A 19693-nucleotide genomic window follows, 5' to 3' on the forward strand; every position below is an offset into this window, starting at 1 on the left:
CACTGGACCGGACGTGACACACCGGGTGTGTGCGGCGGTGCGACGGAACGGGGTGGTGACCTGGTGCGGGTGCGGACGGAATGCGGCGAGGTGGTGCGGCAGCCGACGGGCATGGGCCGGTGACGGAGCCCTGGCGTGGCCCCGACGGACGACTCACCGGCCCCGGTGGGGGCCGGGGCGTCCGGCGACGGCACCCTGAGCGCACGGGGCCTGTCGGTGCCCCGGCCCGGTGGCCGAACCGCCGAGCCCGGTGAGGTGTGGCCCCGACGGACGACTCCTCGGTCCCCGTGGTGGTGTCCGTGGTCCAGCGACGGCGCCCTGCCCATCCGGACCGGCCACGCCGAACCGCCGCCACCGGAACCGGTGCCGTACGCCACGGCGGCCCCGCGCACCGGCCTCCGGACGGCGGACACCGGCCCGCCGACCGGCCCCGAGGGGACCGGAACCGGTCTCAGCCGTCGACGACGCGGCGCGCGGTGCGCCCGGATATCTGTACCCGGTCGATCGTTCCGGTGGCCGGATCCCGGTGGAACCGGCCACCGGGTTCGATGCGGCCGGTGGCCGGATCGCGCAGATCGCAGGACAGGTCGGCGTAGCAGACCAGCGGAAGGCGCAGGTCTCCGTCGATGGACAGGGCCGGCGCACCGTCCGGTCCGGGCGCGACGCGGTAAGTCGTGGCGCCGTTGCGGTAGGTCCCCGCGCAGTCGGGCAGGCCGACGGGGAGGCCCCGGTCCACGGCGAGCGTCTTGGCGGGCACCCGGATGCCGGTGAGAGCGGCCAGGTCGTCGGCGAGCTCGTGCCACAGCGCGGTGGCGCCCCCGGCGTTGCCCGTGAAGGCCACCACGACGCCGCTCTCCGGCTCGGCCCGCAGATGGCAGGAGGTGCCCTGGGCGTTGCCGTCGTGGCCGCACCACATGCGGCCGTCCCGCTGGTACAGGGCGAGTCCGGCGCTCCAGCCGTCGGCGAGCGTGCCCGGGTCGGCGGCGGTCTCGGCCCGGCGCATCTCCTTGGCGACGGCGGGCGGCAGCAGATCGGAGCGGCCGGTCAGCGCGTTGCCGAACACGGCCAGGTCCAGGGCGCTCGCGAGCAGCGCGCCGGCCGGCGCCTCCAGTGGGGCCAGGTTCTGCCGGGCGGCGACGGCCTGCCCGGTGGCGGTGTTGACGGCGTGTCCCGCGGCGACCGGACGCTGGGGCGCGGTGTCGGAGACGAACGCGGGCAGGACACCGAGGGGTTCGAGCAGCAGCGCCCGTACGGCCTCGGGCCACGGCATGCCGGTGACTCTCTCCACGAGCCGTCCGGCGGCGACGTAGCCGGCGTTGGAGTAGGAGAAGTCGCTCCCGGGTGTGAACAGCAGGTCGTCGGCGGTGCAGACGGCCGCCAGGTAGCGCGCGGGGTTGGTCGCGGCGGCGGTGTCCGAGTCGGGGCCGGTGGGCAGGCCCCCGGTGTGGCTGAGGAGTTGACGAGGCGTCACCTCGGGTATGCCGGCCAGTTCGGGCAGGTGGTCGGCGGCCGGCTCGTCGAGGTCGAGGTCGCCGTCGTCGGCCAGGAGCATGACGAGCGCGGCGGTGAACGGCTTGGTCAGCGAGCCCAGCGGAACGGCGGTGTCCGCGGTGAAGGGACTGCCGGTGGTGACGTCGGCGGTGCCGGTGTGCACGGCGACCACGTCGCTGCCGGTGTCCAGGACCAGTTGGGCGCCGGGCACCCGGTGGGCGCGGGCCAGGTCGTCAAGACGTTCCTGCAGCTCGCGGCTCAAGGAGGACGGTGCCCCGAGGGCGACCGGAGCGGTGGGGATGGTGTACGGCATGAGAAGAGGACTCCCGTTGGGTGGGTCTCATGTGCGGGTGTGCCGATCCGGCCCGGGAACGAGCGGTGCGGGCCGACCGGGGCGCTGCGGGCGCCGGCGACTACGGTCTGCCGACCTCTACGGGCAGATGTCGTACGCCGATGATGACGGCCGGGTTCTGGTAGACGATGTCCTCGTAGGAGGGGATCACCAGTTTGCGGAATCGTTCATGCAACATGTGAAGAGCGATCCGCGCTTCCAGCCGGGCCAGGGGGGCGCCGAAACAGAAGTGGATGCCGTGCCCGAAGGTCAAGTGGGGGTTGGGGCTTCGGGTCGCGTCGAAGACGTCGGGGAGGGGGAAGCGGGCGGGGTCCCGGTTGGCGACGCCGAGATGGGCCATCAGCATGGTGTCGGCCGGGATCTCGTGGCCGCCGAGGACCACGGGCCGGGTGACCCTGCGGCCCAGTTCGGGGAAGGGCGGCAGCCAGCGCAGGACCTCTTCGACGGCGGTGGGGATGCGCGTGGGGTCGGCGCGCAGCGCGGCATCCGTGTCGGGGTCGCCGTCGAAGGTGACGATGGCGTTGCCCAGCAGCGCGGTCGTGGTGATGTGCCCGGCCACGAGCAGCAGGGCCACGAAGCCGACCATCTCCTGGTCGCCGAGGCGGACTCCGTCCACTTCGGCGGCTATGAGTCTGCTGGTGAGGTCGTCGCCGGGGGCGGCGCGGCGAGCGCGGATGTGCTCCAGCATGTAGCCGTTCATCTCGCGCACGGTGGGGGCGATGGCCTCCAGCGCCCGCTCCAGGTCGGCCATGTCGGGCGCCTCGCCGAGCTGGTCGCCGCCGAACAGGACACTCGCCCACTCCTGGAACAGCCGGTGCTCTTCCGCGGGAATGCCGAGGAGTTCGGCGATCACGATGATCGGCAACGGGTAGGCCAGCGCGTCGACCAGGTCGAACCGGTCGCGGTCGGCCACGGCGTCGAGGAGACGGGCGCAGACGGCCTCGATGCGGGGTTCGAGCCCTTGGACGACACGCGGGGTGAACGCCTGGCTCACCAGGGTGCGGAGTTTGCGGTGTTCCGGCGGGTCCATGCCGACGAAGTTGCCCTGGGTGAAGGTCTCGAAGTCGGACTGGGTGGGCGCGAGGGTGGAGAGCTCCGAGGAGTACGTCGCCGGGTCGGCGAGGACGGCGGAGACACTCTCGTGGTCGAGCACCTGCCAGACGCGCTGGGTCTCGTCGTACCGCACCGGCCCGGTCGCGCGTAAGCCCCGCCAGCGGTCGGGTAACTCCTCCAAGAGGGGTCGCTCGCCGGTCGGTTGCTTGCTGATCACCTTGTCTCCCTTGCTGGCGGCTGGCGCGTGCGGGCACGGTGGAGTCACGCGCACAGGGCTGGGGTGGACCGGGCCGGCCAGGATGGGGCGGGCCCGGGCACGACTGTGTCCATGCCGCCCGGCCCGGGACCTGAACCCGGGCGAGGACGGCACGTGCCCCGCGGGGCTCTCGTGCGGCGGGACAGTCGATCGGCGTCAGTCGCGACGCCGAGGGCGACACCGGGGTGGGCTGCCGGACCTCAACACATGCGGTACGGGATGTCGTGACGGCAGCGCCGGTCACGGCCTCGCAGTCGGCCCAGTCGTGCGGCGCGCCAACCCGACATAACCCCATCCCCCTCGGCGATACCTCCCGCGCACCGGATGCGCGGGACCCTCCCTGCTCCTGGACGGCCAGTGGCCCCCCAGGCCCGGCCGTGCGAAACGGATGTGAGAGTACGCAATCGCAGCGCGTTTCGTGCCACGATTGGCATGATGCGCCCCTCGGAACACCTTCGTTTCGATGGAACTCGGCCACAGTCTTCACGGCGAGTCACCTGCAAGCAACCCCCTGAGGTTGAACGGAGAGTGCCTTGTCGGTGCTTTTGCGTCACCACTCGGCCACTTCGGCCGGTCGACCACACCTCGAGGCCCGACCGTCGAAAGTCGCACCGCCGCGTGTGCCCAGGCAGCTCAACGGCAAACCGGACTGTGCGGAAAAGAACGCGGCCAGGGTGCGGACGGGCGCGTTGAACGCCACTGGGCGTGGCCGGATGGATGCCCTGTCGCGCCGTCGGCAACTCGGCCGAGAACCCCCCTGATCTGGGGTGATGATTGAGCCAGCGGACACATCGGGCTCCGCCGAGGGGACGATGGCGCGACACGCGGTGGACCTCCGCGATCCGTCACCGGCACGCCCCGCTCGACCACTCGCCACCGCCGCCCGGCTTCCCCACTTCACAAGCGGATGGACCCCTACCGCACTCTCACCGCAAAGATTCGGCCAATTGGCATGTGTCCGAACAACCATCCGCCGATACATCGAACGAACATGTGAGAGTCGCACACGTTCTTCTCTCGACCACCCGGTGCGAGGGTGGCGGACGCGAACCGGATCAGCTCAGCGACGGCGGGGTCCAGGCGTGGTGACGCAGGATCATCTGGAGGGCGACCCGGGACGGCGTCAGTCGCATCGCCGTGTTCCGCAGGGTGACGGCCAGCGGGTGGGACAGTTGCTGACCCATTCTCCCGGCCTGCCGGGCGGCCACCGCGACGGCCTGGCTCCGCGGCCGGCGTTCGGCGTCGTAGCGGGCGAGCGCGGCCTCGACGGTGGTCTCGGCGTCGAGGGCGGCGCCCAGGGTGACCGCGTCCTCCAGGGCCTGGCAGGCGCCCTGCCCCAGGTTGGGGGTCATCGCATGGGCCGCGTCACCGAGCAGCGCGATCCGGCCGACCACGTAGGAAGGCAGAGGCGTGCGGAGTTCGTTCACGTCGTGGTGCAACACCGCCTCGGGCCGGGTCGCGTCGAGCAGCGCGGGGATCGGGGCGTGCCAGGCGTGGAATCGTCGGCGCAGTTCGCTCAGCGGGTCGGCGAACCGCGTACCGGCGGGGAGGCTGAGGACGGCGTGCCACTCGGCCCTCCCGTCCAGGAGGGCGATGTGTCCGAACTCCGCGCCCCGGCCCCAGGTCAGCTCGAAGTCGGTGCGCGGGTCGACCGCGTGCCCGGTGATCGCCCGCAGCACCGTCGAGCCGCTGTGGACCGGACCGGGGTGCTCCGGGAAGAGTCGGCCGCGGACCGTGCTGCCGATGCCGTCGGCCGCCACCACGAGATCGGCCTGCAGGACCGTGGTGCCGCAGCCGACGTGAACCGTCTCCGGGCCGACCTGCTCGACCGTCGCCGCCTCGGCGCCGATCGCCAGCGCCCCGGCGGGCAGTGCCCCGCGCAGCAGTCGGTGCAAGGTGGACCGGGGGATGCTCATGATCGGCGCGCCCACCGCCTTCTCCAGTGCCGAGCCGTCCATCCGGGCCAGCCAGCGACCCCGGGGCGTGCGGGTGCCGCCGCTGTACTGGCCTCGCGACGCGTCCCGAACCGCCCCGCCGACCCCGAGTTCGTCCAGGGCCCGCAGGCCGTTCGCGGCCAAGGAAATGCCCGCCCCCGCGTCCTCGGGCAGGGACGAACGCTCAAGGACCGTCACGTCCCAGCCGATGCGGTGCAGGCCGATCGCGGCGGCCAGTCCGCCGATTCCCCCTCCGACCACCACTGCCGTGTTACCCATGACGGAACCCCCTTCTTCTACATCTGTAGAAGCGGACTCTATCCCCGAGCCTCTACGGGTGTAGAAAGGGGTCATGGCTTCGGATCGGCGCACCCTTCTCGCAGACGCGGCTCTCGACGTCCTGGCCGAGGAAGGGATGCGCGGTCTGACCCACCGTGCGGTCGACCGCGGAGCGGCCATGCCGCCCGGCACCACCTCGGCCTACTTCCGCACCCGCGCCGCTCTGCTGACCGCACTCGTCGTCCGCCTGGTCCAGCTCGACCAGGCGGAACTGGAGACGACGGCCGCCGGGCTCGCGCCCCTGCGTACCGCCGAGGACCTGGTGGACGCCATGGTGGCGCTCACCCGACAGCGACTCACCGGCGAGGGCCGCCGGCGCTCGCTCGCCCGCCACGCGTGCGCCGTCGAAAGCGTGCGCGACAAAGAGCTGCGCGAGATCCTCCTGCCCCGGGAGAACGCCGGGCGCGAGGCCGTCCGGCTGTTCCTCGTCGAGCACGGCGTGCCCGACGTCGAGAACCGCACGCACACTCTGCTGACCTGCGTCGACGGGCTCATCTTCGACCGACTGGTGAACGGCGGCGACGTACCGCGCGAAGCCCTCGAAGGACTGGTCGCCGCCGCGCTGCGTCCGGCCGGCCAAGCCCTCGCTCAAGAGGTGGTCCGCAGGCGGCCGCTCGGCCGAGGTGTGAAGCCGTAACCGGCTCGCCCCACGAGCGGGGGTGCGCCGAGCGTCGGAGAAGACTCCGTTCGGGTGCCCGGGCGGGCCATTGGGCCGTATCAGGCGGGCTTCCGTCCGCTCCGTCCTCAACTCTGGGGGCCATGCCCGCGCCGTCCGGCGTGGCCGAGGAGATGGGACGCGATGGCTACAGACCACATCGACACCGGACTGCTGAAAGAACTGACCGAGCAGTCGCAGGACCTGAACAGCGACGCGTTGCGGGTGACGCATGCTTCCCTGGCCGATTTCGAGGAGGCCGCGGAGCCCGCGGACCGGCGCTGGTGGCAGCGCCGCGCCACGGCCCTGGGGGCGGCGGGAGCAGTGACATGGCTGGGGGCCGGCCGCGCGGCGGCCGCTTCCCGCAACGACATCATGGCGCTGCAGACCGCCGCGTCGCTGGAGAACCTGGCGGTGAGCGTCTACGAGACCGCCGCCGGGCTGCCCTTCATCAAGAACGGCAACAAGACGGTGCGGGCCTTCATCGAGAAGACGACCGCGCAGCACACCGCGCACGGCAAGGCGTTCAACGCCGCCGCGCGCAAGGCGGGCGGCAAGGCGCAGAACGGTCCGGACCCCAAGTACGCCGCCATCGTCAAGAAGCGGCTGCCGTCGATCAAGACCTCGGCGGACGTGGTCAAACTGGCCATCACGCTGGAGGACGTGGCCGCGCAGACCTACACCAAGAACATCGGCCAGGTCGAGGACAAGAACCTGCGGCAGCTGTTCGCCTCCGTGGCCCCCGTGGAGGCACAGCACCGGGCGACGCTGCTGGCCGTGCAGGCGCTGCTGGCCGGGGACCTGCCCGACCTCATCGCGATCCCCACCGATGTCGCCAAGCTCCCCGCCGCCGCGGGCAAGGTCGGTTTCCCCGACGCCTTCTACCCCACCAAGGACGCCTCGCCGGTCAGTGAAGGGGCCGTGAAATGACCACGAGCAAGCGCGGCTCCTGGGAGCTGCCGATCAGCGAGAGCGAACTGGCCCGTCTCACCAAGGAGATGGACCAGGCCCACCAGGAGACCCTGCCCGTCATGGCCGCGTCCGCCCGCGACCTCACGCAGGAGATCCACGACCTGCGCGCCGCGGAACCCGACACCGGCCCGCGGCAGCGCGTGCACGTCGCGCGCCGCCGGTTCCTGATCGGGGCCGGCGCGTCCGCCGCCGCGCTGGCGCTGGCCGCGTGCGGCGGCGACTCCGACGGAAGCACCGGCACCCCCTCGAAGTCGCCGTCGGGCAGCGGCGGCACCTACACCGGAGACCTGAAGGTGGTCGCCCTGGCGGCCGCTCTGGAGAACCAGGCCGTCGGCGCCTACCAGGCCGCTCTCAAGGCGGCCAAGGACGGCAAACTGGGCAAGGTGCCCCCGGTGTTCGCGACGTTCGCGCAGACCGCGATGGACCAGCACAAGGACCACGCCGACGCGTGGAACGCGATCCTGGCCTCCGCGGACAAACCGAAGATCACCGGGACCCCGCTGTCCAACCACGACGACGTCACCAAAGCGCTCGGCAAGGTCAAGGACGTCCCCGGCGTGGCCAAACTCGCCCTCCGGCTGGAGGACCAGGCCACCCAGACGTATGTGTTCGCGGCGTCCAACGTCAAGAGCAAGGGCGGGATCGAGACGGCCGCGACCATCGCCCCGGTCGAGGCCATGCACTCGGCGATCCTGCACTACGTGCTCGGCCAGTACCCGGTGCCCGACGACTTCATCGGCACCGTCAAGGCCGCCAGCCCCAGCCTGCTGACCGTCTGATCGGTCCCGGGGGCCAGGGGCGGCGACGCCCGCGCCCGGCCCCCGGACCGGCACGCCACGAACCCCCGGAGAAACGATGCCCCTGCGCCCCCGCAGACCGCACACGGCCATCACCGCCGTCGTCGCACTCCTGTGCATGCTGACGACCGTCGCGGGATGCTCGGACGGCGAAGACTCCGACTCCTCCTCGCCGCCCTCCACTTCCGCGTCGTCGTCCGGGCGTTCCGCCTCGCCGTCGGGCGGCAAGGGCGCCAAGATCACGATCAAGGACTTCGCGTTCGAACCCGCCGATCTGACGGTCGCCCCGGGTACGAAGGTCACCGTCGTCAACGAGGACTCGGCCCCCCACACGGTGACGGCCGGCGGCGACAAGCCGTTCGACACCGGCAGCATCGCCGCGGGCGAGCGGGCCACCTTCACCGCGCCGTCCCGGGCAGGGAAGTACGCGTACATCTGCACCATCCACCAGTACATGAAGGGCTCGCTCACGGTCCGCTGACCCCGGACGCCCGCACACCTCCACCGCCCGTACCCAGCTCGGGCCGGGAAGGGAGACGCATGTCCTTCGAACCCCCGCCGTCCGCCCGCCCGGAACACCGGCTGCTCCGGGGCGCGGCCCGTGTCCTGGCCGCCGCCGGGCTCGCGGTGGACGCCTACGTGCACGCGCACCTGGCGGACCGGTACGACGCCGTCAAGGACACCATCAGCCAGGGCACCCTCTTCCGGATCGAAGCCGCTCTGGCGGCGCTCGCCGCCCTGCTCGTCCTGGTGTGGCGCCGCCGGCCGGCCGACGCCTTCGCCTGGCTGGTCGCCGCGGGAGGACTGGCCGCCCTGCTCCTCTACCAGTACGTGGACGTGGGGGCCATCGGACCGCTCCCCAACATGTACGAGCCCGTCTGGTCCGGCGACAAGAAGCTCACCGCGGTCGCCCAAGCCGTCACCGTCGTGTGCGCCACGCTGCTCCTCGTCCTGTCCCTCGGCCGGCGCCGGCGCCGACGCCGATTCGAGTGAAACCGTCTCGCCCGGCGCTAGAGTTCCCGTATGAACAGGCGGGCCCCGACGCTGGAGGACGTGGCGCGGGAGGCGGGGGTCTCCCGCGCGACCGTGTCGCGGGTCGTGAACGGCGTGCGCAACGTCGATCCCGGCATCCAGGCCATGGTGCGCCACGCGATCGAACGGACGGGCTACGCGCCGAACCGCGCCGCCAGGGCCCTGGTCACCCGGCGCTCCGGCACCGTGGCCCTCGTCATCTCCGGCGCGGGTCACGCCTTCGCCGGCCGCGTGTTCACCGACCCGTTCTTCGGCCGCGTCGTCAGCGGAGTCCTGGAGTTTCTGCGGGCGCGCGCGATGCAACCGGTGCTGCTGTTCGCCGAGTCGGAGGCGGCCAGGGAGCAGGTGGTGGACTACGTGCGGCAGGGCAGCGCGGACGGGGCGCTGGTGGTGTCGGTACAACCGGACGACCCCCTGCCGCACATGCTCCTCGCCGCCCGCGTGCCCACCGTGCTGTTCGCGCGTCCCGCCGGAGACGCGCCGGTCGCCCACGTCGACCTGAACCATCACGCGGGGGGTCGTCTGGCCGCGGAGCACCTCCTGGCCCGTGGCTGCCGCCGTACCGCGGTGATCAGTGCTCCGTCCGATCTCCCGGCCGGGCGGGAGCGCCTCGCCGGATTCCGCGCCGCCCTGGCGCGCGCGGGCCACGACGGCCCTTCCGTCGTCGAGGGCGCCTTCACCCTCAACAGCGGCGCCACGGCCATGACCTGGCTGCTCCGGGAGCGACCCGACGTGGACGGCGTGTTCGCGGCCAACGACCTGATGGCGCAGGGCGCCTGCCAGGTCCTGCGCGAACAGGGCAGGCGCATACCGCAGGACGTCGCCGTCGTCGGGTTCGACGACTCGAGCGTCGCCGTGACGTGTCGGCCGCCGTTGACCAGCGTGCGCCAGCCCGTGGAGGACATGGCCGCGGCGATGGCCGGGCTGTTGGGCGAGCTGACGCACGGCCCCGGCACCACTCCGCGCGCGCTCGTCTTCGAACCGGAACTGGTCGTGCGCGAGTCCGCCTGACGCGGTGTCGTGCGGTCAGGCGTGGGACTCCCGGTGGGCCCGGATGATCTCCGCGTACCGCAGGCCGCTCGTCTTGAGGGTCCGGGCCTGGGTGGCGTAGTCGACGTGGACGAGGCCGAACCGCTTGTCGTAGCCGTAGGCCCACTCGAAGTTGTCGAGCAGGGACCAGGCGTAGTAGCCGGCCAGCGGCACGCCCTTGCGGATCGCCCGGGCACACGCGCCCACGTGCTCCTCCAGGTAGCGGGCCCGGTCGGGGTCGTGGACGGTGCCGTCGGGCGCGACGGTGTCCGGGAACGCCGAGCCGTTCTCGGTGACGTACAGCTCGCGCACCCCGTAGTCGTCGGTCAGGCGCAGCAGCAGGGCTTCCAGGCCGCCGCCGTCGATCTGCCAGTCCATGCCGGTGCGCGGCACGTCGGGCAGCCGGACCTCGCGGGCGTACGGGACGGGGCCCTCGGGGTCGTCGGTGACGGTCGCCGGGAAGTAGTAGTTGAGGCCGTGCCAGTCGAGCGGGGCGGCGATCGTCTCCAGGTCCCCGGGGCGTTCGGGCAGGGGCACGCCGTACAGCTCGCGCATGTCGGCGGGGAATCCCCGGCCGTGGACGGGGTCGAGCCACCAGCGGTTGGTGTGGCCGTCCATGCGGGTGGCGGCCGCGACGTCCTGGGGGCGGGTGGAGGCGGCCTCGACGGTGGAGTGGTTGGTGACCAGGCCGATCCGCGCGCCGGGGGCCGCCGCGCGGACCGCGTGGGTGGCCAGGCCGTGGGCGAGCAGCAGGTGGTACGAGGCGCGCACGGCGGCGGTCAGGTCGCTCAGGCCGGGTGCCATCCGGCCTTCCAGGTGTCCGATCCAGCCGGAGCACAGGGGTTCGTTCAGGGTGGCCCACCGGGTGACACGGTCGCCGAGCCGGCCGGCCACGACGGAGGCGTACTCGGCGAGGTGTCCGGCGGTGTCCCGTACGGTCCAGCCGCCGCGGTCCTGGAGGGCCTGGGGCAGGTCCCAGTGGTAGAGGGTGACGTTGGGGGTGATGCCGGCGTCGAGAAGGGCGTCGACGAGGCGGTCGTAGAAGTCGAGTCCGGCCGGGTTGACCGGCCCGTCGCCCGCGGGCATGACGCGGGGCCAGGCGACGGACATGCGGTAGGCGTCGGTGCCGAGCCGCTTCATCAGGGCGATGTCCTCGGGCCAGCGGTGGTAGTGGTCGCAGGCCACGTCGCCGTGGTCGCCGCCGTCGACCTTGCCCGGGGTGTGGGAGAACGTGTCCCAGATCGACGGCGCCCTGCCGTCCTCGGCGACGGCGCCCTCGATCTGGTAGGCGGAGGTGGCCGTGCCCCAGGTGAAGTCGGCGGGGAAGGCGGCGAGGTCAAGCGGTTCGGACACAGAGGGCCTCTCTGAGGGGGGCGACGGTGGTGCCCCGACGGTTACTTGACGGCGCCCGCGGTGAGGCCGGCGACGAGGTAGCGCTGGAGGAGGAGGAAGCCGGCGACGACGGGCAGGCTGACGACGAGTGAGGCGGCCATGACCTGGTTCCAGTACACCTCGTTCTGGGTGGAGTAGCCCTGGAGGCCGACGGCGAGGGTGCGGGTGGTGTCGTTGGTCATGACCGAGGCGAAGAGCACCTCTCCCCAGGCGGTCATGAAGGCGTAGACGGTGACCGCGACGATGCCGGGGATCGCGGCGGGCACGATGATCCGGAACAGCGCGCCGAGCGCCCCGCAGCCGTCCACCTTGGCCGCCTCGTCGAGGTCTTTGGGCACCGAGTCGAAGTAGCCGATCAGCATCCAGATGGAGAAGGGCAGCGAGAAGGTGAGATAGGTGAGGATCAGGCCGGCGCGGGAACCGAACAGGGCGATGCCGGTGGCGTTGCCGATGTTGACGTAGATGAGGAACAGCGGCAGCAGGAACAGGATGCCGGGGAACATCTGGGTCGACAGCACGGTCACCGTGAAGACGCGTTTGCCGCGGAAGGAGTAGCGGCTGACCGCGTAGGCCGCGAACACGGCGACGGTGACGGAGCAGACGGTGGCCGCGCCCGCCACGATCAGCGAGTTCATGAAGTAGTCGGCCAGCGGGACCGTTTCCCAGATGTCGACGTACGGACGGACGGTGAGGCCCGAGGGGACCCACGCGAACTTCCCGGAGACGTCCTCCAGCGGCTTCAGCGAACTGGAGACCATCACGTACACCGGCAGCAGCACGAAGCCGGTGAGGAGGGTCAGGAAGATCCTGCGGCTCCACAGGAAGGACGGCGGGGCGGCCATCGGGGAGCGGGGCCGCCGGGCGGTGGGGCTAGGCATCGGTGGCCTTCCTTCCGCGGGAGGTGAACCAGAGGTGCAGGCCCGTCACGAGGAGCAGGAAGAGCAGCAGCAGGACCGACATCGCGGAGCCCGTCCCGAAGTTCCAGGTCTGGAACGAGGACTGGTAGATGTGGAGGGAGATCAGGTCCGCGGCCTCGGGCGCCGCCTTGCCGAACAGGACGAAGGGGGTGTTGAAGTCGTTGAACGTCCACAGGAACAGCACCAGGACGAGGACCTGGTTGACCGGGCGCAGCGCCGGCAGGGTGATGCGGCGGATCTGTTGCCGGACGCCCGCGCCGTCGAGCGCGGCGGCCTCGTAGATCTCCCGGGGTATGTTCTGCAGCCCGGCCATGAGGATGAGGAAGGCGAAGGGCCAGCCCTTCCACACCGAGACGACGAGCAGCGCGATGAAGCTGTTGTCGCCGATCAGCCAGAAGGGGGCGCTGTCGGTGAGCCCGAGCTGGTCGTGCAGGACGTGGTTCACCAGCCCGTTGTCCCGCTGGAACATGAACGCCCAGGTGATGACGGCGGCGTAGACGGGCAGCGCGTACGGCACGAGGAAGAGGGTGCGCAGCACGCCCCGGCCGCGGAACGACTCCTGCATGAAGATCGCCGCCGCCACTCCCAGCAGCCAGCACAGGCCGACCGACAGGACGGTGAACAGGCAGGTGGTGAGGAAGGACTTCAGCAGCGCCTCGCCGACGGGGGCGTCGAAGTCGACCGTCAGGGCGTAGTTGTCGAGGCCGGCCCAGGGCGCGGTGCCCCAGTCGCGGAGGTAGAACTGGGTCAGCTCCTTGAAGCTGACGACGATGCCGATCACCATCGGCACGAGGTGGACCAGCAGTTCGAGCAGCAGGGCGGGGAACAGCAGCAGGTACGGCAGTGCGATGCCGCGCAGCCGCCCGGGGCGGCGCCCGCGCGGCTCCTTGCCCGGGTCGTTCCTCCCTGCCGTCCGCTCGCCTGTGCTCAGGGCAGCGGTGGTGGTCATGGCGGTGTCCGCGCTCACTTCTTCGGCATCTGCTGCTGGGCCTTTTCGAGCTTCGCCCTGACGGCTGCCGTCGTGACCGGGCGGCCCGCGGCGGCGTCGGCGAAGAGTTCCTTGACGGCGGTGCCGACGACGGTCTCGAACTGCGATTCCTCGGGGACCTGCGGGAGCGCGGCGGCGCTGGTGGCGAGGGTCTCGCGGAGCACGGTGAGGGCCGGGTCGTCGAAGGCCCGGTTGTGCTGGGCGGCCTTGACGGGCGGGATGGAGCCGTACGCCTTGTTGAGGGTGATCTGCTCCTCGTCGCTGGTCATGAACTTCACGAACTTCTTGGCGCCGTCGAGGTTCTTGGTGTTCTTGAAGACGGCCATGTTGATGCCGGCGACCATGGAGTTGGTGGCCCGGTCCGCGCCGGGCTCGCCGGATCGCACCGGGGCGGGGGCGACGCCCCACTCGTCCTGGTCCATGCCCTGCGCCTTGAAGGTGGCCGACGCGGTCTGCCAGAGCACCATGGCCGTCTTGTCCTTGGCGAAGTCGCTCAGGGACTGGTTCTTCGCGTACTCGGCGTTGCCCGGCGCGATGATCTTCTCGTCGGCCATGAGGTCGACGTACTGCTCGACCGCCGCCACGGCGCCGGCGGAGGTGAAGTCGGCCTTGCCGTCGGGGGTGAAGAAGTCCGCGCCGTGCTGCTTGGCGAGGACGAAGACCTGGTGGCTGTTGGAGGAGAGGTTGGAGCCCTCGGCGCCGAGGGCCCACTTGCCGTCCTTGGAGAGCCTCTTCCCGGTCTCGGCCATCTCCTCCCAGGTGGCCGGGGGCTTGTCGACACCGGCCTCGGCGAACATCTTCTTGTTGTAGTAGAGCGCGTAGGCCATGGAGTACAGGGGCACGGCGGCCGGGTCCTGGCCGTGGGCGCCGGTGGAGTCGAGCGCGGACCGCACGAAGCGGTCCTTGCCGCCGATGGCCTCGAAGTTCTTCGCGTCCCAGGGCAGCAGGGCGCCGCTGGACTGGAGCGAGGCGCTCCAGGTGTTGCCGATGTTGAGCACGTCGGGGCCCTGACCGGAGGTGGTCGCGGTGAGGATGCGGTTGAGGAGGTCGGCCCAGGGCACGACCTCCAGCTTCACCTCGATGCCCGTGCGCTTCTCGAACTTGTCGAGTTCCGGCTGGAGGACCTTCTTGTCGACCTCCAGGTTCGCGCCCTGGTTGGAGGCCCAGTAGGTGAGGGTCCGCGGCTTCTCGTTGGAGCCTTCCGTGCCGGCGGACCCCCCGCCGCAGGCCGCCGCGGTGAGGGTGAGGGTGACGGCGCCGACGGCTGCGGCTCTGATTCTGCGCATGACTCCAGAGGCCTTCCGGGAAGTGACGGGGTCGCCCGCGGAGGGGGGTGGGAGCGGCGCCCCGCGTTCCCGAAGCCCCCCACGGCTTAATTTAGGATGTGAGTTAAACCTCAAGCGAAGGTCGCGTCAAGGGCTCCTCCACATGTAAGTTGCGGTGACGACTTCGGAACGAGGGGGGCAGGGTGAAGATGCGCAGTGGCCGTACAGTGCGTGACCTGCGGCGGGAGAACCGCAGCGCGGTATTGCAGCGGTTGTACTTCGACGGGCCGCTCAGCCGGTTCTCGCTGGGGCCGGTCACCGGGCTGAGTTCGGGTTCGGTGAGCAACGTGGTCTCCGAACTGGTCGCCGAGGGGCTGGTGGAGGAGGCCGGCAGCGTCGACTCGGCCGGCGGCCGTCCCCGCACGCTGCTGCGGGTCAGCGCCCGGAGCGGCTACATGATCGGCGTCGACATCGGCGAGACCCGGGTGCGGATCGAACTCTTCGACCTCGCCCTCACCGAACTGGCCCGGGTCGAAAGGCCCCTGGAGACCGACGGTCCGCGCCGCCTCGACCGCTACGACGTCGACGTCGTCGTGCGCCATCTGCGCGAGGGCATCCCCCAGGTGCTGGAGGACGCCGGCGTCGCGGCGGGGCGGCTGCTCGGCGTCGGGATCGGGGTGCCGGGCATCGTCGCCGGGACCGCGGAGGACGGCGCCGTCGTGCACGGCCAGACGATCGGCTGGGACGCCGTTCCCCTGGAGCGGTTGCTGCGCGAGTCCCGGATCCTGCCCGAGACCGTGCCGTTCTACATCGCCAACGGCGCCCGGACACTGGGCCAGGCGGAGATGTGGTTCGGCGCGGGCCGGGGCGCGCAGAGCGCGGCGGTGGTGCTCTTCGGCTCCGGCGTCGGCGCCTGTGTCGTCGGGGAGGACATGGGGCCGGGCCGTGCCGTGGAATGGGGGCACCTGACGGTGCGGGTGCGCGGGCGCCGGTGCCGTTGCGGCGCGCGCGGCTGCCTGGAGGCGTACGCGGGCGCGGAGGCCCTGCTGGAGCGCTGGGCGGAGGCGGGCGGGCAGCCGCCCGCGGGCGCGGACGAGGAGAGCGCGCTCACCGCGATGCTCGCCGCCGCCTACCCGGAGACCGACGAGAAGGGGGACGGCCCGGAGCCCGACGCCACGGCCCTGGCCGTCCTGGAGGAGACCGCCGAGTACCTCGGCGCCGGGTTCTCCGACCTGATCAACCTCTTCCAGCCCGAACGCATCCTGGTCGGCGGCTGGGCCGGACTGCAGCTCGGCCGGCGCTTCCTGGACTCGGTGACGGCGTACGCCACCTCGTACGCCCTGAGCTACCCCGCCGCCCGCGTCCGCATCGACCTCGGCACGCTGGGACCGGACGCCGTCACCGTGGGGGCCGCGATCCTGCCGCTCGCCGACTTCTTCGAGCGCGGCGGCCGGCCGGAGGCGGCGGAACCGGTGGAACCGGATCCGGCGTGGCGGACCGCCCTGCGGGAGCGCTCGGTGCAGTGAGCGGCGCCGGGTCCGTGCGGCGTTTCCGGCGAACTCGCCGGCCGGACCGGCCCGCCCGTCACGGGGCGCCGACCGTGACGCTCCCCTCCCACCGCGTGTCCCCCGCCGACCTGCCCACCATGGGCCGGTAGCGGCCCGGCTCCGTGGTCCAGCCGTCCGCCCGCGACCAGTGCCGCAAGGCGCGCGGGCCCACCACCACCTCCGCACGCGCCGTCCTGCCCGCTTCCGCCCGGACAGCAGCGTGACCGGCGAACCAGCGCACGGGACGCTCCACCGCCGAATCGGGGCGTGCCAGGTAGACCTGTACGACCTCGCGCCCGGCGCGGACGCCGGTGTTGCGCACCGTCACCCGGACGGTGAACGGCTCGCCCACCGCGACGTGCGGAGGAGCCCACACCTCCACGTACTCCCACGTCGTGTAGCCGAGTCCGTGGCCGAACCAGTAGGCGGGCTCGCGTCCCGACCGCAGCCATGCCCGGTATCCGATGTGCAGGCCCTCGGTGTAGTCGAGCCGGCCGTCGACCGGCCGGGTCCGCGTGACGGGCGCGTCCGCCAGGGACGCCGCCCACGTGGTGGGGAGCCGGCCGCCGGGCTCGACGCGGCCGAACAGGACGTCCGCCAGCCCCGCGCCGGCCTCCTGCCCCGGGACCCACGTGAGCAGCACGGCGCCCGCCTCCTCCCGCCAGGGCAGCTCGACGGGGCCACCGCTGTTGACGACCACGACCGTGCGGGGGTTGGCGGCCGCGACAGCGCGGACGAGTTCGTCCTGCTGCCCGCCGAGCGAGAGTCCGGCGCGGTCGTGCCCTTCGGTCCCGCTGTGCTCGGTGGTGCCGACGACCACGATCGCGGCGTCGGCGTCCCGGGCCGCCCGCACCGCGTTCTCCAGCGCGGTCGCCGGGTCCGGCTCGGGCGGCGCCGCGCTCACGACGGTGGCGCGACCCCGGCCGGGCACCAGTTCGCGCCGTGCCACGACGTGCACGGGCCGCTCGGTGGCCAGCGTCAACCGCGCCGTCCGCACGGGCGGATTGACGTGGACGACGGCCGGGTCGTCCGTGTCGCCGGGGAACTCCCCGTCCAGGAGCGGGCGGCCGTCGACGGTGAGCGTCAGGTGCCCGAAACCCCCGACACCGAACGTCCACTCCCCCGCCGGACGGGGGCGCAGCACCGCGCTGATCTCCACCGTGTGCGCGCCCGGGAGCAGGTCCGGCTACAACTGCCGTCCCGAGAGGCGATGGTGCGCGGACAGCTCCCGCCCCGCCGCGTCCAGCACCCGCAGGAGTACGCCGGGAGACCCCGAGCGCGGGTCGAGGCACCGGTCGGTGTCGAGGGGGTCGGGCGGGGCGTCCGGTGCCGGCCCGGGTGCGTGCACGACCCGGGCCCGGCCCCGCAGTCGGGCCCGGACGGCGGCCAGTGGGGTGACCACGTCGGAGCAGAAGACGCCCGCGCTGCCGCCGCCCTGGACGCGCGGGTTCGCTGCGTGCGCCCCGATGACCGCGACGGTGGACAGCTCGGCGGGGTCGAGCGGCAGGACGGCGCTGTTGCGCAGCAGGACCGAACCGGCGCCGACCGCGCGCCGCAGCAGCGCCCGGGTGTCGCGGGCCGCGCTCGCAGGCACCCGACGCGGACGATGTGGTTCCAGGGCGCCCACGCGGCCGGCGAGCCGCAGCAGCCGCCGCACCTTCTCGTCGACGGCCTCCTCGGTGACCCGGCCGTCCCGCACCGCCCGCACCAGGGAGGCGCCCCAGGGGCCGTCCGGACCCGGCATCGCCAGGTCGAGGGCGCCGCGGCCGGTGTCCTCGGTGGTGCGCACGGCCGCCCAGTCGGAGACGGCGACCCCGTCGAACCCCCACGCGCCTTTGAGGGGTTCGGCCAGGAGGGGGCTGGCCGTCATGGTGGTGCCGCCGACGGTGTTGTAGCCCGCCATGACCAGCCACACCCCAACCTCGACGGCCACCTCGAAGGGGACGAGGTACACCTCTCTGAGGGTGCGTTCGGACGCCCGGACGTCGACGGTCAGCCGGTCGGTCTCACCGTCGTTGGCGACGTAGTGCTTGGCGGTGGCCGCCACCCCGAGTGCCTGGATGCCCCGGATCAGCGCGGCCCCGGTGCGGCCGGTCAGTTCCGGGTCCTCGGAGAAGCACTCGAAGTGGCGGCCGCCCAGCGGGCTCCGATGGAGGTTGAGGGTGGGGGCGAGCACCACGTCGACGCCCTTGCGGGCGGCCTCCCGGGCGAGCAGGCGGCCGAGCCGCTCGACGAGGTCTTCGTCCCACATCGCGCCCAGCGCGCAGGCGCAGGGCAGGAGCGCCGACGTGTGCCGCTCGTCCCACGCCTCGCCGCGCACCCCGGCGGGCCCGTCCGAGGTCACCATCTCCCGCAGGCCGATGGCGGCCTCGCCGGCGGTGCGCCAGGTCGTCACGCCGGTGAGCAGGCGCACTTTCTGTTCGAGGCTCAGCTTGTCGAGGAGCCGATCCAGTGCCTCGTCGTCCATTCCCTCCCCCCTCCCCCTCTCACGCCTCCGTGCCGGACCCGTCGGTCAGGGCAGCCGATGATCCGCGTTCAGCACCGCGCCGCGCTCCGGGTGGTTCTGGTCGTAACCGCGCGTGTCGCACTGGAGGCCGCCCACGACGCAGTGGTCGACCAGCGCCTTGAGGGTCCGCTCCTCCCAGGCGTTGAAGAAGTCGTAGTGGAAGGAGTAGCCGCGGCCGCTGGCCAGGCGGACCTCGCTCATGTCGCCGTTGACCGGGAAGGCCATCTTGAACTCGATCATCGGCAGGGCGACCGGGTGGGAGGCGGGGCACATGTTGTCGTTGGTGCCGGGCTTGACGACCGGGTAGGCCATGTGGCTCTTGTGGTCGGGGGTGTCGAGGTACTTGCCGTTCCAGCAACTGGGCGCTTGGAAGCGGATGTTGAGCTGGACGTCGGGCCGGCTCGGACAACGCGCCGGGAAGTCGACGTTGAAGAAGCTGTCACCGCATTCCCAGCCCTCCACGAAGCCCTTGTGGCCGCGGAACTCCTGGGCGCTCTGCAGGGGGTCGCCGACGACGAACCGCAGCCCCTTGGGGAAGGGCCGCACGCTGGTGTAGTCGGTGACGCCGGCCTTGTAGTAGATGACCTGCGGGCCGACGGGCAGGATCTTCTTGTCGCCCTTGTACAAGGACGGCATCCAGTACGCGGAGGCGTCGGCCGGCGCCTTGCAGGTGGTGCTGCCTCCGTAGAGGCTCGCCGTCGTGCTGCCCGCGTTGGTCGTCGTGTTGCCCAGGAAGGTGTGGTCGTGGGACTTGCCCGGCTGTCCCGGGTAGACGATCGGATCGTCCGGAGCGGTGTGGGTGACGGCGCAGTTGGCCTGGAACTCCTTGTGGTAGCGCGGCGGCGGGGTGGCATCGGACGGGCTCACGCCGGTGACCTGCGGGACGGCCGGTATGTAACCGTTGCCGTCGGGGTCGTCGCCGGACGCCTGGGTCGAGACCGCCATGGTGTGCCCGGAGTGACCGGCGGCCGAGGCGTGCGAGGCAGCCGGGGTGCCGCTGGGACCGGACGTGGGATCGGACGCCGTGGCCACGGTGCCGATGCCGAGCGTGCTTGCGAGGAGTGCGCTGCCGAGCAGCAGCGCGGGAAGTCTGGAACGCCGTCTCATGGGGGGCCTCCTGCCCGCTTGCGGTGCTGAGTGGGGGGATGGTGCGAAGGGCGCCGCCGGG

General features: G+C 72.1%; 15 protein-coding genes and 1 pseudogene. 7 read left to right on the forward strand and 9 right to left on the reverse strand.

All coding sequences use genetic code 11. The features are described 5' to 3' along the window. Window positions 1–451 precede the first annotated feature (451 nt). The 3 genes from ABZ385_RS00045 to ABZ385_RS00055 all read right to left on the reverse strand — a co-directional run bounded on the left by ABZ385_RS00045 (window position 452) and on the right by ABZ385_RS00055 (window position 5365). Window positions 452–1804 (reverse strand): serine hydrolase domain-containing protein, encoded by a 1353-nt coding sequence (locus tag ABZ385_RS00045; protein ID WP_358580988.1) that lies wholly within the window; start codon window positions 1802–1804, stop codon window positions 452–454. Between the two features lie 100 nt (window positions 1805–1904). Continuing rightward, the gene (locus ABZ385_RS00050) at window positions 1905–3113 is read right to left on the reverse strand and encodes a cytochrome P450 (RefSeq protein ID WP_358580986.1); all 1209 of its coding nucleotides are present in this window, start codon (window positions 3111–3113) and stop codon (window positions 1905–1907) included. Between the two features lie 1094 nt (window positions 3114–4207). After that, window positions 4208–5365 (reverse strand): FAD-dependent monooxygenase, encoded by a 1158-nt coding sequence (locus tag ABZ385_RS00055; RefSeq protein WP_358908752.1) that lies wholly within the window; start codon window positions 5363–5365, stop codon window positions 4208–4210. A gap of 73 nt (window positions 5366–5438) precedes the next feature. Here ABZ385_RS00055 and ABZ385_RS00060 point away from each other — a divergent pair, with 73 nt between their 5' ends. The 6 genes from ABZ385_RS00060 to ABZ385_RS00085 all read left to right on the forward strand — a co-directional run bounded on the left by ABZ385_RS00060 (window position 5439) and on the right by ABZ385_RS00085 (window position 9892). Further along, window positions 5439–6062, forward strand: a complete 624-nt coding sequence (locus ABZ385_RS00060) for a TetR family transcriptional regulator C-terminal domain-containing protein (RefSeq protein WP_358908754.1) — start codon at window positions 5439–5441, stop codon at window positions 6060–6062. 162 nt (window positions 6063–6224) lie between these two features. After that, window positions 6225–7010, forward strand: a complete 786-nt coding sequence (locus tag ABZ385_RS00065) for a ferritin-like domain-containing protein (RefSeq protein WP_358580978.1) — start codon at window positions 6225–6227, stop codon at window positions 7008–7010. Continuing rightward, window positions 7007–7831 carry a ferritin-like domain-containing protein gene (locus tag ABZ385_RS00070; protein ID WP_358908756.1) on the forward strand — a complete coding sequence of 275 codons (825 nt, stop codon included), beginning with the start codon at window positions 7007–7009 and terminating at the stop codon, window positions 7829–7831. Before ABZ385_RS00065 ends, ABZ385_RS00070 begins: the two co-directional genes overlap by 4 nt. Window positions 7832–7907: 76 nt before the next feature. Beyond that, window positions 7908–8330 carry a cupredoxin domain-containing protein gene (locus ABZ385_RS00075; RefSeq protein ID WP_358580974.1) on the forward strand — a complete coding sequence of 141 codons (423 nt, stop codon included), beginning with the start codon at window positions 7908–7910 and terminating at the stop codon, window positions 8328–8330. A 59-nt stretch (window positions 8331–8389) separates the two neighbouring features. Then, window positions 8390–8842: a hypothetical protein gene (locus ABZ385_RS00080; protein WP_358908758.1), complete on the forward strand. Its 453-nt coding sequence runs from the start codon at window positions 8390–8392 to the stop codon at window positions 8840–8842. A gap of 30 nt (window positions 8843–8872) precedes the next feature. After that, window positions 8873–9892 (forward strand): LacI family DNA-binding transcriptional regulator, encoded by a 1020-nt coding sequence (locus ABZ385_RS00085; RefSeq protein ID WP_358580970.1) that lies wholly within the window; start codon window positions 8873–8875, stop codon window positions 9890–9892. 15 nt (window positions 9893–9907) lie between these two features. Here the strand turns inward: ABZ385_RS00085 and ABZ385_RS00090 are convergent, their stop codons facing one another. The 4 genes from ABZ385_RS00090 to ABZ385_RS00105 are packed head-to-tail and all read right to left on the reverse strand — an operon-like array spanning window position 9908 to window position 14493. Beyond that, window positions 9908–11263 carry a GH1 family beta-glucosidase gene (locus ABZ385_RS00090; protein WP_358908760.1) on the reverse strand — a complete coding sequence of 452 codons (1356 nt, stop codon included), beginning with the start codon at window positions 11261–11263 and terminating at the stop codon, window positions 9908–9910. A gap of 41 nt (window positions 11264–11304) precedes the next feature. Next, a complete protein-coding gene (locus ABZ385_RS00095) occupies window positions 11305–12144 on the reverse strand; it encodes a carbohydrate ABC transporter permease (protein WP_358580994.1) in 840 nt (279 codons plus the stop codon). A gap of 28 nt (window positions 12145–12172) precedes the next feature. Then, on the reverse strand, window positions 12173–13168 hold the full coding sequence (locus ABZ385_RS00100) for a sugar ABC transporter permease (RefSeq protein ID WP_358908762.1): 996 nt from the start codon (window positions 13166–13168) through the stop codon (window positions 12173–12175). 14 nt (window positions 13169–13182) lie between these two features. Next, the gene (locus tag ABZ385_RS00105) at window positions 13183–14493 is read right to left on the reverse strand and encodes a sugar ABC transporter substrate-binding protein (protein ID WP_358908764.1); all 1311 of its coding nucleotides are present in this window, start codon (window positions 14491–14493) and stop codon (window positions 13183–13185) included. 182 nt (window positions 14494–14675) lie between these two features. Here ABZ385_RS00105 and ABZ385_RS00110 point away from each other — a divergent pair, with 182 nt between their 5' ends. Next, on the forward strand, window positions 14676–15998 hold the full coding sequence (locus ABZ385_RS00110; RefSeq protein WP_358908765.1) for an ROK family protein: 1323 nt from the start codon (window positions 14676–14678) through the stop codon (window positions 15996–15998). A 58-nt stretch (window positions 15999–16056) separates the two neighbouring features. Here ABZ385_RS00110 and ABZ385_RS00115 read toward each other — a convergent pair. Together ABZ385_RS00115 and ABZ385_RS00120 are read right to left on the reverse strand one after the other, a co-directional pair. After that, window positions 16057–18486, reverse strand: a pseudogene (locus ABZ385_RS00115) (glycoside hydrolase family 3 C-terminal domain-containing protein). Between the two features lie 45 nt (window positions 18487–18531). Further along, on the reverse strand, window positions 18532–19632 hold the full coding sequence (locus ABZ385_RS00120; protein ID WP_358908767.1) for a DUF1996 domain-containing protein: 1101 nt from the start codon (window positions 19630–19632) through the stop codon (window positions 18532–18534). Window positions 19633–19693 lie beyond the last annotated feature (61 nt).

The sequence above is a fragment of the Streptomyces sp. NPDC005898 genome, assembly GCF_040629635.1.
Classification (GTDB): domain Bacteria; phylum Actinomycetota; class Actinomycetes; order Streptomycetales; family Streptomycetaceae; genus Streptomyces.